Origin of the sequence: Staphylococcus simiae (assembly GCF_017357005.1) — a bacterium.
In the GTDB taxonomy this organism is placed as follows: domain Bacteria; phylum Bacillota; class Bacilli; order Staphylococcales; family Staphylococcaceae; genus Staphylococcus; species Staphylococcus simiae_A.
The window spans coordinates 106,140-123,701 of record NZ_CP071589.1; the positions used below are offsets into that span (position 1 = coordinate 106,140).

The 17,562-nt window shown below is 33.1% G+C and carries 16 protein-coding genes; 13 read left to right on the top strand and 3 right to left on the bottom strand.

Going from position 1 to position 17,562, the window contains the following annotated elements:
* From J3R86_RS00455 to adhE, 5 genes are all read left to right on the top strand, one after another.
* The gene (locus J3R86_RS00455; RefSeq protein ID WP_207517590.1) at window positions 1-930 is read left to right on the top strand and encodes an ABC transporter permease; all 930 of its coding nucleotides are present in this window, start codon (window positions 1-3) and stop codon (window positions 928-930) included.
* 26 nt (window positions 931-956) lie between these two features.
* The gene (locus tag J3R86_RS00460; RefSeq protein WP_431607775.1) at window positions 957-1,724 is read left to right on the top strand and encodes an ABC transporter permease; all 768 of its coding nucleotides are present in this window, start codon (window positions 957-959) and stop codon (window positions 1,722-1,724) included.
* Complete coding sequence (locus tag J3R86_RS00465) at window positions 1,691-2,467, top strand: ATP-binding cassette domain-containing protein (RefSeq protein WP_207517591.1); 777 nt, start codon at window positions 1,691-1,693, stop codon at window positions 2,465-2,467. Before J3R86_RS00460 ends, J3R86_RS00465 begins: the two co-directional genes overlap by 34 nt.
* Window positions 2,454-3,095 (top strand): ATP-binding cassette domain-containing protein, encoded by a 642-nt coding sequence (locus tag J3R86_RS00470; protein WP_207517592.1) that lies wholly within the window; start codon window positions 2,454-2,456, stop codon window positions 3,093-3,095. Before J3R86_RS00465 ends, J3R86_RS00470 begins: the two co-directional genes overlap by 14 nt.
* 611 nt (window positions 3,096-3,706) lie before the next feature.
* Complete coding sequence (gene adhE / locus J3R86_RS00475; RefSeq protein WP_207517593.1) at window positions 3,707-6,313, top strand: bifunctional acetaldehyde-CoA/alcohol dehydrogenase; 2,607 nt, start codon at window positions 3,707-3,709, stop codon at window positions 6,311-6,313.
* Window positions 6,314-6,801: 488 nt separating this feature from the next.
* Here the strand turns inward: adhE and J3R86_RS00480 are convergent, their stop codons facing one another.
* A complete protein-coding gene (locus J3R86_RS00480; protein WP_207517594.1) occupies window positions 6,802-7,182 on the bottom strand; it encodes a YbaN family protein in 381 nt (126 codons plus the stop codon).
* Between the two features lie 298 nt (window positions 7,183-7,480).
* On the opposite strand from J3R86_RS00480, the gene J3R86_RS00485 reads away from it, so the two are divergent.
* Window positions 7,481-8,968 (top strand): aldehyde dehydrogenase family protein, encoded by a 1,488-nt coding sequence (locus J3R86_RS00485; RefSeq protein ID WP_207517595.1) that lies wholly within the window; start codon window positions 7,481-7,483, stop codon window positions 8,966-8,968.
* Window positions 8,969-8,992: 24 nt separating this feature from the next.
* On the opposite strand, the gene J3R86_RS00490 is transcribed toward J3R86_RS00485, so the two are convergent.
* Together J3R86_RS00490 and J3R86_RS00495 are read right to left on the bottom strand one after the other, a co-directional pair.
* Window positions 8,993-10,669 (bottom strand): IS1182 family transposase, encoded by a 1,677-nt coding sequence (locus tag J3R86_RS00490; protein ID WP_207517596.1) that lies wholly within the window; start codon window positions 10,667-10,669, stop codon window positions 8,993-8,995.
* Between the two features lie 378 nt (window positions 10,670-11,047).
* Window positions 11,048-11,251 carry a hypothetical protein gene (locus J3R86_RS00495; protein ID WP_207517597.1) on the bottom strand — a complete coding sequence of 68 codons (204 nt, stop codon included), beginning with the start codon at window positions 11,249-11,251 and terminating at the stop codon, window positions 11,048-11,050.
* Window positions 11,252-11,448: 197 nt separating this feature from the next.
* Between J3R86_RS00495 and J3R86_RS00500 the strand changes: the two genes are divergently transcribed.
* The 7 genes from J3R86_RS00500 (at window position 11,449) to J3R86_RS00530 (ending at window position 17,344) form a co-directional block, all read left to right on the top strand.
* The gene (locus tag J3R86_RS00500; protein ID WP_207517598.1) at window positions 11,449-11,961 is read left to right on the top strand and encodes a DUF4242 domain-containing protein; all 513 of its coding nucleotides are present in this window, start codon (window positions 11,449-11,451) and stop codon (window positions 11,959-11,961) included.
* A gap of 114 nt (window positions 11,962-12,075) precedes the next feature.
* A complete protein-coding gene (locus tag J3R86_RS00505) occupies window positions 12,076-12,816 on the top strand; it encodes an ABC transporter ATP-binding protein (protein WP_207517599.1) in 741 nt (246 codons plus the stop codon).
* Between the two features lie 12 nt (window positions 12,817-12,828).
* Window positions 12,829-13,797 carry an ABC transporter substrate-binding protein gene (locus tag J3R86_RS00510; protein ID WP_207517600.1) on the top strand — a complete coding sequence of 323 codons (969 nt, stop codon included), beginning with the start codon at window positions 12,829-12,831 and terminating at the stop codon, window positions 13,795-13,797.
* On the top strand, window positions 13,797-14,558 hold the full coding sequence (locus J3R86_RS00515) for an ABC transporter permease (protein ID WP_207517601.1): 762 nt from the start codon (window positions 13,797-13,799) through the stop codon (window positions 14,556-14,558). Before J3R86_RS00510 ends, J3R86_RS00515 begins: the two co-directional genes overlap by 1 nt.
* Window positions 14,559-14,568: 10 nt before the next feature.
* Window positions 14,569-15,612, top strand: coding sequence for an acyl-CoA dehydrogenase family protein (locus tag J3R86_RS00520; RefSeq protein WP_242685754.1), 1,044 nt, complete (start codon window positions 14,569-14,571; stop codon window positions 15,610-15,612).
* Between the two features lie 155 nt (window positions 15,613-15,767).
* On the top strand, window positions 15,768-16,127 hold the full coding sequence (locus J3R86_RS00525) for a Na-translocating system protein MpsC family protein (protein ID WP_207518486.1): 360 nt from the start codon (window positions 15,768-15,770) through the stop codon (window positions 16,125-16,127).
* Between the two features lie 191 nt (window positions 16,128-16,318).
* Window positions 16,319-17,344, top strand: a complete 1,026-nt coding sequence (locus J3R86_RS00530; protein WP_207517603.1) for an NAD-dependent formate dehydrogenase — start codon at window positions 16,319-16,321, stop codon at window positions 17,342-17,344.
* Window positions 17,345-17,562: the final 218 nt, after the last annotated feature.

A 17,562-nucleotide genomic window follows, 5' to 3' on the forward strand; every position in this document is an offset into this window, starting at 1 on the left:
ATGTGGAAAGTAACGCTTAAATTTGTTCTATATATGCTTGTTAGTTCATTTATTATTTTTATTTTAGTGGAACAAACGTCAGGAAATCCTGCAATTTTATACTTACAACGACATGGATATACTACAATTACGCAGCAACATATTGATCAAGCACAACATCATCTTGGTTTAAGTCGTAATATCTTCTTACGCTATATTGATTGGGTCTATCATGCTTTGACTTTAGATTTAGGATACAGTTTTATCACACATGAACGTGTGATGTTATTAATCAGTCATGCTATCAGCGCAACATTAAAGCTAATAATATGGTCAACAGTGATCTTGTTACCTTTAGGCTATAGCATAGGTTATTTGACAGGCATATATGCACATCGTCGTTGGGCATATTTTGTTAAAGGTATTAGTCAATTTATTACTTCTATGCCTGAATATTGGTTAGCTATATTAGCTATCTATTATTTCGGTGTTAAATGGCATGTTTTACCCTTTGTTGGTAGTAATTCTTGGCAGCACTTTATATTACCAGTCATAGTGATTGTGCTTGTCGATGGTTGTCATATTATATTATTGGTGGCGCACTTAGTCAGCAAAACAGTCGATAGTGATGCTTATCAGTTAGCGTGTTTACGCAATTATCACTTGCGAGATCGATTATATACACAATTTAAAGAAATATTTGCACCAATTATGACTATATCTGTAAATACTATTATTCAATTATTTGGGAAAATTGTCATTTTAGAAGTGATTTTTAGTATGTCGGGTGTAGGTAAATTATTAATTAATGCTATTAATCAACGAGACTATCCATTAATTCAAGGTATTTTAGTTATCATCATTGTAACAATTATGCTTATTAACTATCTTGGAGACTTAGCTATTTTGAAAAATGATCCTAAATTAAGTTGTCAACAACGTCATATGTAAAGGAAGCGGGTGGAGAAATGATAACAATAAAAAGTATATTACTATATGTCATTTCAATCGCATTATTAGCTATTTTATGGCTTTATACATACTATCATCCAGTAATGATTAACACATCAGCACAATTGCAACCACCTAGTTTAACGCATCATTTGCTAGGTACTGATCAATTAGGACGTGATTTATTATCACGATTAATTATTGGAAGTGCGGTCACACTCTTGTTAACTGCTATAGTTATTATTTTAAGTGTAGTTACAGGTTTATTATTAGGCTTAATTTCTGGAATAGTAGGGCGTTTCATCGATGTTATGATGATGTTTATTGCTGATATGTTACTTGTAATACCATCCTTCATCATTGCATTAATTGTGCTGACTTTTGTTAATGACTCCATAGTAGGTTTAATGGTTGCTTTGACAATAGGTTGGCTAGGTCGATACTTACGTTATTTTAGAAATCTGACGCGTGATATTATTACAAAACCATTTATTATTTATGCACCTTTAAGTGGATATTCTAAAATACAAACAACGTTCTTTCACATTATTCCTAATTTAACCAGTAATGTGTTGGCATTGGTATCAGCTGATTTCGGTAAAATTATGCTGAGTATTTCAGGTTTGGCATTTTTAGGGTTAGGTATTAAACCTCCAACTCCAGAACTTGGAACAATCTTATTTGATGGTAAAAGCTTTTTTAATAGTGCACCATGGCTATTTTTCTTTCCAGGGCTATTGTTAGGAGGTTATGCGTACTTATGTCAAATGATTCACAACAACATCAATCAATAAACAATGCAGTAGAAGTTGAACAATTAACCATTTATAACAATAATCAAGCCTTATTAAAATCATTGTCAATGACAGTTAAATTTGGTGAATTCCATGCTATTGTTGGTGAGAGTGGTAGTGGCAAGTCATTATTAGTACGTACAATTTTAAATATGCGACATTCCCAATTAGAATATCAAGGACATGTCAGTATCAATTTGAATGAAACGGATGCAGTATTTCAAGATGCTAATAGCAATATGTTTAGTAATGTAACGATACAAAAACATTTCAATGCAGTGTATCGGACAATACAGTCATCAGTATCAAAGGTGCAGCAACAACAACAAATAGAATCGTTGTTGCTACAATTAGGTTTTTCAAATCCTAAGACAGTGCTTAACAGTTACCCATTTCAATTAAGCGGTGGTATGGCGCAACGTGTTGCGTTTGTATTAGCAATGGTTCGACACCCTAAAATATTAATATTAGATGAACCAACAAGTGCACTGGATATAAAAAATAGTAACGTTTTTATGCATTATCTAATGGATATTGTCAAACAACAACAAATGACAGTTATTTTTATTACTCATGATTTTAATCTCGTTCGTCAGTATGCAACTGAAGTCAGTATTATGAAAAGTGGTGAAATAATTGAAAGTGGCAGTGTGAAGGATGTCTTAAGTGCACCCAAAGAAGACTATACACAACAACTCATTGATATAGCTAACAGGAGGGCTTACTACTATGCTGACAATTAACAATCTAACCAAGGTTTGGGGACAAGACAAAAATATCATCGAGCAGTTGAATGTGACGATGACAGCACAACATATATTAATTTGTGGTCAAAGTGGTAGTGGCAAGTCTACGTTAGCTAAGATTATTGCTGGTATTGATATGGATTATAGTGGGCAATTGCTTTATAACGGCATTGAAAGAAATGAGTATACTACGAAACAGTGGATGAAACATATTCAATATGTTCCCCAGTATCAACGTGACACCTTGAATGGTAGACAGACAGTAAGGCAGGTTTTGCTTACACCTTTAAAAAACTTTGGCTTTAAACGACAAGGTTTTCAACAGAGAATTAATAACGTAATGAAACAATGTCAGTTATCAAAATCACTATTACAACAACGCGTTGATACACTGAGTGGTGGACAATTTCAGCGGCTATGGATTGCCAAAGCATTAATATGTGAGCCGGATATTTTAATTTTAGATGAAGCGACTACTAATTTAGATGTTATAAATGAAGAAAAAGTGATTGAAATGTTACAACAGCAAAGTAATATTCAAATGATTATTATTAGTCATGATGCCTATGTATTACAGTCATTTATCGGGCAACGTCTTGATTTAACAGTACGTGAGATGAAATGATAAACCGAGTATACTACTTATATATACAATCAGTTGTTTCATACAGCATAAGATGTGACGATTAATGATGAGCTATCTCGACGGAGATAGCTATTTTTGTATTAAAAAATAGTTTAGTAAATTATGATTCTTTAACTTTTAGAACCGATTAATTAAATGCAAATTAAAATCATAAAAATATAAAAGAATTTGATGCCGATATTCCTGAGATAGGGATGCAACACAGGATAAATGAATAAATAATTTTTATAAACTCAAAAGTTGGGCATTGAGTCCTCGGCAAAGAAAAATCTGATAATAAATTCACACTATAATGTATAAGCTGGGATAAGAGATAATTAAGATTTTTAGTCTGATTTGTTTGAGGACCTAAATTACAATGTACAACAAAGAAAAGTGTTTTTTATTGTCATCTTGAAAATAAAGGAACAAATATGTCACTCAAAGTCAGTCACAGCAGTACTTCCTAGCGTAAAACTATAATTTAAAAACTTTAATTGTTCAAATAATAGTCGAATTTTAAAATTTTTTTATCAAAATCTCTTTATATCTAAAAAAACATATACTATAATGTTTGTGAAATAATTCACAAAGTTAAAGGAGAGGTTGATATGGGAACTGTATCAGAAAAAGAACGACGAGGGACTGAAGAACAAGTAGCAAATATGATTAATGCTTTGGCTGCCAAAGGTCAAGCAGCTTTAAAAGCATTATCTAAAAAATCACAACAAGAAATTGACCATATTGTACATCAAATGAGTCTAGCAGCTGTAGATCAACACATGACATTAGCAAAAATGGCGTATGAAGAAACTGGGCGTGGCGTATATGAAGATAAAGCAATTAAAAATTTATATGCTTCAGAATATATTTGGAATTCTATTAAAAATAATAAAACGGTCGGTGTTATAGGAGAAGATGAGCAGAAAGGTTTAACTTATGTTGCCGAGCCAGTTGGTGTTATCTGTGGTGTTACACCAACTACTAACCCAACATCAACAACGATATTTAAAGCGATGATAGCCATTAAAACAGCTAATCCAATCATTTTTGCTTTTCACCCAAGTGCACAACAATCATCTAAACGAGCTGCTCAGGTTATTTTAGACGCAGCAATTGCAGCAGGTGCTCCACAAGATTGCATTCAATGGATTGACGAACCTTCTATCGAAGCAACAAAGCAACTGATGAATCATAAAGATATTGCATTAGTATTAGCAACTGGTGGTTCTGGCATGGTGAAATCAGCATATTCAACAGGGAAACCTGCTTTAGGTGTTGGACCAGGAAATGTACCGACTTATATTGAAAAAACAGCATATATTAAACGTGCGGTTAATGATATTATTGGCTCTAAAACATTTGATAACGGTATGATATGTGCGTCTGAACAAGTTATGGTTGTTGATAAAGAAGTTTACACCGACGTAGTGAATGAATTTACATCACATGGTACATACTTTGTTAAACAAGAAGAATTGAAACAACTTGAAGATGTTGTAATGAATGATCATAAAACAGCTGTTAAACCTGATATTGTTGGTAAATCAGCAGTAGCCATTGCGGAGCTTGCAGGCATTAAAGTGCCAACGGATACTAAGTTATTAATTGTAGAACTTGAAGGTGTTGGAGCAGATTATCCGTTATCTCGTGAGAAATTATCTCCAGTATTGGCGATGGTTAAAGCACAATCACACGATGATGCTTTTCAAATATGTAAACAAACATTACAATTTGGAGGTTTAGGACATACTGCTGTCATACACACAGAAAATAGTGATTTACAACAAGCCTTTGGGTTAACAATGAAAGCATGTCGTGTACTAGTTAATACGCCATCAGCTGTTGGAGGTATTGGAGATATGTATAATGAATTAATTCCATCATTAACATTAGGTTGTGGTTCTTATGGTCATAATTCAGTGTCACATAATGTGAGTGCAGTAGATTTATTAAATATTAAAACAATTGCTAAACGTCGCAATAATATGCAATGGTTTAAATTACCTCCAAAAGTATATTTTGAAGAACATGCCATTATGTATTTAACAGAGATGGATCATATCGACAAAGTTATGATTGTAACTGACCCAGGCATGGTTAAATTTGGTTATGTGGATACTGTCGAAAGTGTCTTAAGACGTCGAGTGCCACAACCGAAAATTAAAGTATTTAGTGATGTTGAACCAAATCCATCAACAAATACAGTTTACAAAGGATTAGACATGTTTATTGATTTCCAACCAGATGTTGTCATTGCACTTGGTGGAGGCTCAGCAATGGATGCTGCTAAAGCAATGTGGATGTTCTTTGAGCATCCAGAAACATCATTCTTTGGAGCGAAACAAAAATTCTTAGATATTCGTAAACGAACATATAAAATTGGCAAACCAGAACATGCTAAACTTATTTGTATACCAACTACTTCAGGAACAGGTTCTGAAGTAACACCATTTGCTGTTATCACTGATAGTGAGACACATGTGAAATATCCATTAGCAGATTATGCGTTAACACCAGATATCGCTATTGTTGATCCACAATTTGTAATGAGTGTACCTAAAAGTGTAACAGCAGATACTGGTATGGATGTATTAACACATGCTATTGAATCATATGTATCTGTTTTGGCATCTGATTATACAAGAGGATTAAGCTTACAAGCGATTAAGTTAACATTTGACTACTTGAAATCGTCAGTGGATCAAGGTGATAAAGTGTCACGTGAAAAAATGCATAATGCATCAACAATGGCCGGAATGGCATTTGCTAATGCGTTTTTAGGTATTTCACACTCCATAGCGCATAAAATTGGCGGCGAGTATGGTATACCACATGGTAGAACCAATGCAATCTTATTACCTCATGTGATTCGTTATAATGCTAAAGACCCGCAAAAACACGCTTTATTCCCTAAATATGATTTCTTTAGAGCGGATAAAGATTATGCTGATATTGCTAGATTTTTAGGTTTAGAAGGACAAACAACTGAAGAATTAGTCGAAGCATTGGCAACAGCAGTGTATAACTTAGGTTGCTCAGTAGGTATTGATATGAATTTAAAAGCACAAGGTGTCACAGAAGAAGTGCTAGCATCAACAATTGATCGCATGGCAGAATTAGCATTTGAAGATCAATGTACGACTGCTAATCCAAAAGAACCGTTAATCAGTGAGTTAAAAGGTATTATCCAAACAGCATATGATTATGAACAATAATGACTTATTGCTAATAGCTAGACTGAATTATTACACGATATAGTATAGTTTGAAATTATCTCGAGATGATCATAAATAATGATGGTCTCGAGATTTTTTGTAATATAAGGATTCTAAGACAGAACGTATGCTGTAAGTAATATGATGTGATTGTTAGTAATTGTCTGTATGATGAACTATTAAGAAATCACTGCTTTATCATCCCTGCGAGCCTTGTCAGGGTGGCTTTACGACATAAATTTTTTGACAATGATTACTGTCCTATCATCCTGGTGGGGTCTTGTTAGTGTGCATGGGCGATATAAATTTTTGAAAAATGATTGCTGTGCTACTCCGCGCTGTATGATCTATTTGAAATGGACTCAACCTCACATAAAAGTAAAGTTAAGTCAGATTGTTGAAGTTGAATACAAAATCAATCATACGAAGGTGTTTTACTATTTGAATTGTTAAAAGTTGTAAACGATATTCAAGGATAGACACTGGTATTAATCCTTTGTCTTATTTGTCTGAGGAAGTGTTTTGACAAAAGTAAATAAAGCGATAGTTTGTATCACTACAAGAATCATCAAGCCAATACGAACTGGCCAAATAGGAACTACTAGTATAGAAAAGCCGATAACAATATAGAGACTTAACAAAATTTTGAATTTCTGAGGTAGTGTATATCCTCGGTGTAAGTAGAAATTTTCAACATATTCTTTATATATTTTTTGTCGAACCAACCAGTTATAAAAACGCTCTGAACTTCTAGCAAAGCAGAAAACGGCTACAAGTAGAAATGGGGTTGTCGGTAGTAATGGTAAAACGGCACCAGCGATACCTAATCCAGTGAAGATGATACCGATAATTAATAGAATAATTCGCACAAGTGAAACCTCCAAACTGTTAATACAATGCTTAAGTTAATTATCACTAACTTATTCTATCATCTTAATGATAATAATTCTCAAATGCATTTTACTATATTATGTATTTTAACAATAAGTTTAGCAATACTTTTTATAAATTAAATATTTAACAGTAGAGATGATGACAGCAGGAATATCAATGACGAAAAATGACTGAGCTAATGATTTTCATTTGTGTAAACGCTTACTATATAATGACTATTGTAACATCATTACTTTAAGTCATACGTTTACTACATACAAAGGAGAGATAAAAATGACAGTGAACATTCAAGATTATATTGCCCAGGATTACGGTTTGTTTATCAACGGAGAATTTGTTAAAGGTAGTAGTAATGATACAATCGCAGTGACGAATCCAGCTACTGGAGAAACACTTTCACATATTACAAAGGCGACAAATGAAGATGTCGATACAGCAGTTAAAGCAGCACAAAATGCCTTTGAATCATGGAGCTTAACTTCTAAAACGGAACGTGCACAATTATTACGTCAAATTGGTGATCAATTAATGGCACACAAAGACCATTTGGCAATGGTTGAAACATTAAATAACGGTAAACCAATTCGTGAAACAACATCAATTGATATTCCTTTTGCAGCAAGACATTTCCACTATTTTGCTAGTGTTATTGAAACTGAAGAAGGTACTGTGAATGATATTGATAAAGATACGATGAGTATTGTACGTTATGAACCTATCGGTGTCGTAGGTGCAGTTGTGGCATGGAATTTCCCTATGTTGTTAGCAGCATGGAAGATTGCGCCTGCCATCGCCGCTGGTAATACCATTGTCATTCAACCTTCATCATCAACACCATTAAGTCTCTTAGAAGCAGCTAAAATTTTCCAAGATATATTACCTAAAGGGGTTATTAATATCTTAACAGGTAAAGGGTCAGAATCAGGTAATGCTATTTTCAACCATGAAGGTGTAGATAAATTATCTTTCACAGGCTCAACAGATGTAGGTTATCAAGTTGCTGAAGCGGCTGCTAAACACCTTGTCCCAGCGACGCTTGAACTTGGTGGTAAGAGTGCAAATATTATCTTAGATGATGCTAATCTAGATTTAGCTGTTGAAGGCATTCAATTAGGTATTTTGTTCAATCAAGGTGAGGTATGTAGTGCGGGATCACGCTTACTTGTGCACGACAAAATTTATGATCAATTAATACCTCGATTAGAAGAAGCCTTTTCAAAAATAAAAGTGGGCGATCCATTAGATGAATCAACGCAAATGGGTAGTCAAACTGGCCAAGATCAACTAGAAAAAATACAATCTTATGTTGATTATGCGAAACAATCTGGCGCCAATATTCTTACTGGGGGTCATCGTGTAACAACTAATGGTTTAGATAAAGGTTATTTCTTTGAACCGACGCTAATTGCAGTAGAGAGTAACGAACATAAATTAGCACAAGAAGAAATTTTTGGCCCAGTATTAACAGTAATTAAAGTGACTGATGATCAACAAGCCATAGATATTGCCAATGATTCAGAGTATGGTTTAGCAGGTGGCGTCTTCTCACAAGATATTACGCGTGCATTAAACATTGCGAAAGCTGTGAGAACAGGACGTATATGGATTAATACGTATAATCAAGTCCCAGAAGGTGCACCATTTGGCGGTTACAAGAAATCTGGTATTGGTCGCGAGACATATAAAGCAGCATTAAGTAATTATCAACAAGTTAAAAATATCTATATTGATACAAGTAATGCATTAAAAGGGTTGTATTAAGTCGATTAATCATACGTTTGAATTTTAATGACGAAGAGCCTGGGACATTAAGTTCTTGGTGAAAGTAAAAAAGACAATTTCTATTGAAAATTGATAGAAATTGTCTTTTTCATTATTAATTTTGAAATAAACAGCTCCTTGAGCTGCTAGCTTCCTTATGTTAACTGCCATTAATACAAATCCAAGTTCACGTTTAACCTTATCGAGTCCTCGAACTGACATTCGAGTGAACCCCAAAATAGCCTTCGTGAATCCAAAAACAGGTTCTACGTCAATTTTTCTTTGACTATAGATTTTTTTCGTTTCTGGCTCAGAAAGCTTTTGATTTACTTGAGATTTAAAATACTCCCAATTATAATTCTTCATTATTTTTTTATTTGTTTTTGACTTTGATTTCATACATTGATGTTTGAGTGGACAATCTGTACAATCATCACATTCATATAATTTAAAATCTCTTTTGAATCCATATTTATCATTACGATAAGCATATCGTTTAAATCCTAATCGTTTTTGATTTGGACAAATAAATTCATCGTTGATTTCATCATAATCCCAGTTCTGAGTATTAAAAATGTCACTTTTAAATTTTTTAGTTTTATCTTTAATAAACATTCCATATGTAATCAATGGTGTTCTATTAAAATCATCGATAATAGCCATGTAATTTTGTTCACTACCATAACCAGCATCAGCGACAATATACTCAGGTAAATAACCGTAGGTTTCTTTAATTAAAGTTAAAAATGATATTAAAGTTCTAGTATCTGTTGGATTTTGGTAGACATTATATGATAAAACAAATTGCGAATTTGTCGCTATTTGTAAATTGTATCCTGGTTTAAGTTGTCCATTTTTCATATGATCTTCTTTCATTCTCATAAAAGTAGCGTCATGGTCTGTTTTAGAATAACTATTACGGTCTTGAAGAATTGCTTTTTGTTCTTCGTACTTCGACTTTCGGTCAGAATAATCATCAAATTTCTTTTTAACTTTTTTTATTTTAGTTCTTTTTTGACGAGTTTGCTTTCTTAGTTCTGGTTGTGTTTCATTATCAATTTGTTGATTTAAATCTTCGATTTCTTTATCCAAGTGACTACCGATTAAATCAATATCTTCTTTTGATAAATCAGTATCTTTATCTTCTATAATCTCTGGTATAATTTTATCCTTTACTAATTCTTGATAGATTGTTTTTGAATTTTCGTTTATATCTGTTTCATAATTTAAAATACTTTTCTTCCATACGAACGTATATCTATTGGCATCAGCTTCGACTTTGGTTCCATCGATAAAAATAGCTTGGTCATCAATAAGATTTTGCTTTAGACACTGACTATGAAATTGGATAAATAAAGATTCAATTAAGGCATCTGTTTTAGGATTGACTCTGAATCGATTAATTGTTTTATATGAAGGTGTTTGATTTTGAGACAACCACATCATACGAAGACTATCATTGAGTAATCTTTCTATTTTTCTTCCAGAATATACAGATTGTGTGTAGGCATATAGAATAATTTTTAACATCATTTTTGGATGATATGAAGTCGCACCACGATAATGTTTGAATTCGTCGAATTCTCTATCTGGTATGCTTTCAACTATGTCATTAACGTATCTTGAAATATCATTTTGAGGAATTTTTACTGAAGTTTCCATTGGTAGTGTAAGTTGAGTCATGTTATAATCTTTATACATAAGACACCTCGTTAATTTGGTTTATTGGTATTTATTAAATTATACGAAAGTGTCTTATTTTTTTGAAGTATTTACATGTAAAATTACATAAAAAACGAAGTATTGTAGTGAAGACTCCTGAGGGAGCAGTGCTAGTCGAAGACTACAGGCTGAGACAGCACCCTAGGAACGCGAAACTACAATACGGAGTATTGAACATAAAGAAGCACAAAGACGATTTAACAATAAAATCATCTTTGTGCTATTATTTTTGGGATTTATGTCCCAGCCTCTTTATTGGTTCCCTATTTTTCAGAACTGATAAATAAAAAGTGAATAGTTTAAAATATAAATTATATATCAGTCCAATTTGGGAGAGAACCTTTTTATTATGATGCTTTATGTAGGATCATTTAAATCATTTTCATCAATTTCTTTAATACTATCGATTAGGACAGTCACTTCTTGTGGCTTTAAAATATGGAGATGTTGCTCATCATTATCTCTAGCAACTTCTTCAATTTTATATTTTTTACCAGCCATTGTTTCAATTGCTATTTTACCGTTTCTGTCTAAACTATTTATAACATCTTGTTTATCCATATAATCCCTCCAATTTATATACTTGTTATCTTAATACCCTATTTATCAATTTCTATGCTTTGCCATTTTAAAATAAAATTTAACAGAATATATTCTCAGAATTTATCAGAAAATTATAAATTCTCGTTTTATATCCTTGTATTATGATAGGAATTATAGTAATATTTTTTCAAACATTCATTTAGGAGGTCTTTTTAATGACATTATTTTTATTAGAAGCGAATCACCTTAACTTTGCTACAACGAAACAGGAGCTTGAACAAAAGGTCGCATCATTAGTTACTGATTCAATTCCTACTTTAATTGAAGTTCAGGCTACTGAAAATTTATCACACGGTTATTTCATTGTAGAGGCGAATAGTGAAGAAGAAGCTACACAATTTTTAACTGATGCTGATATTAGTATTAATTTAGTGAAACAAGTACGTCTGGTAGGTAAAGAATTAGATGAAGTTAAAAATGGCGATGCACATATTGATTATCTTGTTACTTGGAACATTCCTGAAGGAATTACAATGGATCAATATTTAGCACGTAAAAAGAAAAATTCTGTTCATTATGAAGAAGTGCCTGAAGTTGAATTTAAACGTACTTATGTTTGTGAAGATATGTCTAAATGTATTTGTTTATATAATGCACCTGATGAAGAAGCAGTACGTCGTGCACGTAAAGCAGTTGATACACCTATTGATGGTATTGAAAAGATTTAATCAGAACCATCTAATAAAGGTCACTGAGTTACGATTATAGAGCTATGTTTTGGCATAGCTCTACTATATTACATCAATTCTTAGTAAAACGATAATAATAATAGGAGTGGTGCAATGATTAATATTCATCAACTTCAACATTGCTTCGGTGCCCATCGAGTTATAGATGATTTTAATCTAACAATTAATGAAGGTGAAATCGTCACATTTATTGGTAAAAGTGGTTGTGGTAAGTCCACATTACTGAACATTATTGGTGGTTTTATGACGCCGACAACTGGTGAGGTAATGATAGATAATAAGTTGAAACAAAGTCCATCACCTGATTGTTTAATGATCTTTCAGCAACATAACCTATTACCGTGGAAAAATATTATTGATAATGTACGACTTGGTTTAACAAGTAAGGTTAGTGATGACTGCATTGATGAGCACTTAGCTTCGGTTGAATTGCATGGGAAAGGACATCAATTTCCTGAGCAATTATCTGGTGGCATGAAGCAGCGTGTTGCAATATGTCGAGCGCAAGTTCATCAACCGAAAGTGATTTTAATGGATGAACCCTTAGGAGCACTTGATGTCTTTACACGTTATAAGTTACAGGATCAGTTACTACAGTTGAAAAGACAAACCACTGCCACGATGATTTTAGTGACACATGATATTGATGAAGCATTATATTTATCAGATCGTATTGTTTTATTAGGAGAAGGTTGTCGCATTATTAATCAATATACCATTAGTGAAACACAACCTAGAAATCGTAACGACAGTCATTTATTAAAGATAAGAAATGATATTATGGAAGAATTTGCCTTAGTTCATCATGCTGTTGAACCAGAATACTACTTATAGGGAGGCTTCATTATGAAGAAATTAATAATGATTTCACTGATATGTCTCCTGCTATTAACAAGTTGTAATCGAGTACAGCAGTTGACCGCCTTTACTAAACATAATAAAGATCATGTTCAAACAATTAAAATTGGTTATTTGCCTATTACGCACGCTGCTAATTTAATGATGACGAAACAAATTGAACAACAAACGCCAAACAGTAAGTATCATTTAGAATTAGTAAAATTCAATAACTGGCCAGATTTAATGGACGCCTTGAATAGCGGTCGTATTGATGGAGCCTCTACATTAATAGAATTGGCAATGAAATCTAAACAAAAAGGCGCGAATATTAAAGCAGTTGCATTAGGACATCATGAAGGTAACGTTATTATGGGACAAAAGCATAAGGGTGTGAGTGATTTTCATAATAATACCTCCTATTCTTTTGCCATTCCACATCGTTATTCAACTCACTATTTACTATTAGAAGAAATGCGCAAGCAGTTGAAACTAAAAAAGCATACATTTGATTATCATGAAATGTCTCCTGCAGAAATGCCAGCAGCTTTAAGTGAACAAAGAATATCTGGTTATTCGGTAGCTGAACCGTTTGGCGCAATAGGCGCTGCTTTAGAAAAAGGACAAGTATTGAAACATGGTGATGAAGTGATGCCTGATGCTTATTGTTGCGTCTTAGTGTTAAGAGGAGAAGTATTGCAACAACGTCATTTAGCACAAGCATTCGTTAAAGATTACAAACAAGCAGGCTTTAAAATGAATGATAAGCAACAAAGTGTTGATATCATGACAAAATATTTTAAACAACAACCTAAAGTATTAAAGCAATCAGCAGCATGGACATCATATGGTGATTTATCCATCAGAGCATCTGGCTATAACAAAATTGCAAAGTTAGTCAATGAACATCACTTATTTAATACCCCTGATTATGATGACTTTGTAGCACCGTCATTTTATAAGGAGGCACAAAAGTAATGATCCATAATAAAGTTGTACGTCTATCCTTACCTATTGTCACTATGATTATATTTTTGTTGTTATGGCAAATTGTTATTTGGATTGGCCACTATGAGGCGATTTTACTTCCTAGTCCAGCATTGGTTGGACAAAGTATTTGGCATTTTATAACGAGTGGTATTATTTTTAAACATTTAGCTATTAGTTTATGGCGGTTTGTCGTTGGCTTTGGTGTGGCAATTATTGTCGCAGTACCTGTAGGATTTTTAATCGGACGTAGCGCTGTTTTATATCAAGCCATAGAGCCGTTATTACAATTGATACGCCCAATATCACCAATCGCTTGGTCACCATTTGTTGTTTTATGGTTTGGTATAGGGAGTTTACCTGCTATGGCGATTATATTTATCGCTGCATTCTTTCCGATTGTCTTTAATACGATTAAAGGTATTAAAGAAGTAGAACCACAATATTTGAAAATAGCATCTAATTTAAGTCTACAAGGGTGGTCATTGTATCGACATATTTTATTTCCTGGGTCATTTAAACAAATGATGGCTGGTATACATATGGCTGTTGGTACGAGTTGGATATTTTTAGTTTCAGGAGAAATGATTGGTGCACAGTCTGGACTCGGATTTTTAATTGTTGATTCACGCAATATGTTGAATTTAGAAGATGTCTTATCAGCAATATTTTTTATTAGCTTGTTTGGCTTTTTAGTTGATCGTCTGATTAGTTATTTAGAACAAACAATACTTGCTAGATTTGGAGAATAAAGGAGCGATTATAATGACTTTAAATACATTGATTACAGAACACCTTACACCCCACGTTATTGATATTGATGAGGGAACATATTATGCTCAACCATTTATACAACAATTATTTGCACAAGGTTATTTTAAAGAACAAGATATAGTGGGTAATGCTGAAGTCATAGAACAAGTATCTGAAACGTGTTTAACGACAGGGTTTTGCTTATGGTGTCAGCTAGCATTTTCCACTTATTTACAATATGCACCACAAACAGCATTATTTAATAGCTTACAACAACAGTTATTATCCGGAGAAATTTTAGGTGCAACGGGTTTATCAAATCCTATGAAATCATTTAATGATTTAGAACAATTCAACTTAGAACATCATTATGACAATGGCCAACTTGTCGTTAGTGGTGTCATGCCAGCAGTGAGCAATATTCAACAAGAGCATTATTTTGGTGCGATATCAAAAGCTAAAGATGGAGATGAGCTAGTGATGTTTATTGTACGTGCGAATCAAGAACATATCACATTAGTTGAAAAATCTAACTTCTTAGGTGTTAATGGTTCAGCTACCTATCAAATTAAATTAGATAATGTCACTATCCCAGAGGATCAAATTGTAACGAAAGACGCTAAAGCATTTGCTGGTGTTATTCGTCCACAGTTTATTGCATTGCAAATACCGATAGCATTAGGTTCAATTCGTAGCTCTCTTGATTTGATACATCAATTCGCGCATGCTCAGAATGGTATTAATCAATACTTAGAATATGATATTGATTTTTATGAAGAAAAATATCGACAACTTAAGGATTCATTTTATACAGTGATTAACAATGGGCGATTAGATGAACAGTTCAGTGAGTTAATTCATTTAAAGAAAGAAGCGGGTTACTTATTATTAGACGTTAATCAAGCTTCTATGGTTAATGGGGGAGCAAGAGCTTATTCACCACGCGCACCTCAAGCACGCAAATTAAAAGAAGGTTTCTTCTTTGCAGCATTGACGCCGACTTTAAGACATTTAGGAAAATTACAACAAGAAATTGCTACAAGTAGTACATAATTAATGTTTGAAAGGTTCTAGGACATATATTGTTTTAGAACCTTTTATTTTGTAATTTAAATTTAAAAATAAAAAGTGTTTTATTTGAAAACAAATAAACTAAGAGTATAATAAAAATGTGAATAATTAATGAACTTCTTAAGACTTTGAAGAAGGTGAATACTATAGAAAAGCATTCTAAAGAACAACAATTCTCGAATCTTGTACGTACTTACCGCAAGCAATTTATTGGTAAAGGACCTAATAGTATTAAAGTATCTTTTAAAGATAATTGGGCAATTGCTCATATGACAGGCGTCTTAAGTAAGGTAGAAACATTCTATTTAAACGACGAGAGAAATGAGTCGATGTTACATTATACTCGCACTGAAAAGATAAAACAGATGTATAAAGAAATAGATGTTCATGACATAGAACAACTTGTAGGTGCCAAATTTGTAAAATTATTTACAGATATTGATTTAGCTGATGATGAGGTTATTTCAGTATTTGTTTTCGATAAATCAATAGAATAATTAAATCAGTATATAAGTGATGCTGGTGTAAAGTACTCGGTGCTGTTTGCTATCTTCGCTTTGAATTTGTTCATAATTCAAGGGGGTGGTATGTCAAACTGTGCCGAGTTTTTTGTTTGTGTTTTAACCTTGCAGTCGCACGTATCAAATACTAAAGGTAGTATTAAATTAAATTACTAGGAGAGATGTATATGAAAATCGTAGCGTTATTTCCAGAAGCAGTAGAAGGACAAGACAATCAATTACTAAATACTAAAAAAGCATTAGGTTTGAAACCATTTTTAGAACAATTAGGACACGAATTAATTATATTAACTGACAATGAGTCAGATTTAGATAAACATTTAGCAGATATGGACATTGTAATTAGTGCGCCATTTTATCCTGCTTATATGACAAGAGAACGAATTGAAAAAGCACCAAACCTTAAATTAGCGATTACAGCTGGTGTAGGTTCTGACCATGTTGATTTACAAGCAGCAAGTGAACACAACGTCGGTGTCGTAGAAGTAACAGGTAGTAATACAGTTAGTGTAGCTGAACATGCAGTTATGGACTTACTCATTTTATTAAGAAATTATGAAGAAGGTCATCGTCAATCTGTGGAAGGTGAATGGAATTTATCAAAAGTTGGTAACAATGCACATGAATTACAACATAAAACAATTGGTATATTCGGCTTTGGTCGTATCGGACAATTAGTTGCTGAAAGATTAAAACCATTTAATGTGACATTACAACATTATGATCCAATCAATCAAAAAGATCACGAACTGTCAAAATTTGTATCATTCGATGAATTGATTTCAACAAGTGATGCTATTACCATTCATGCACCATTAACACCAGAAACGGACAATTTATTCAATAAAGACGTATTAAGTCGTATGAAAAATCGTAGTTATCTCGTTAACACTGCACGTGGTAAAATTGTCAATCGCGAAGCGTTAGTTGAAGCCTTAGAATCTAACCACTTACAAGGTTATGCAGGCGACGTGTGGTATCCACAACCAGCACCAGCTGATCATCCTTGGAGAACAATGCCAAGAAATGGTATGACAGTACACTATTCAGGAATGACATTAGAAGCACAACAACGTATCGAAGATGGTGTCAAAGATATTCTAAGTCGTTTCTTTAATCATGAAGCATTCCAAGAAAAAGATATTATCGTTGGTAGCGGTAGAATTACAAGTAAAAGTTATACAGCTAAATAAAACATGTAGAGCATTTAATTAAAACTGAGACGGCCGTCTCAGTTTTTTTGTTACCTAGAGAGTTATTGCCAATTGTATCATATTATACATAGTATGCTTTTTGACTATGACATTATTGTTGATAGCAATCAATACAAATAAAAAATGAAAAACATTTATCTACTTGTAAGACCAAACACAACTTAACATTTTGCAACAATGAATTTTTCTAAAGATGT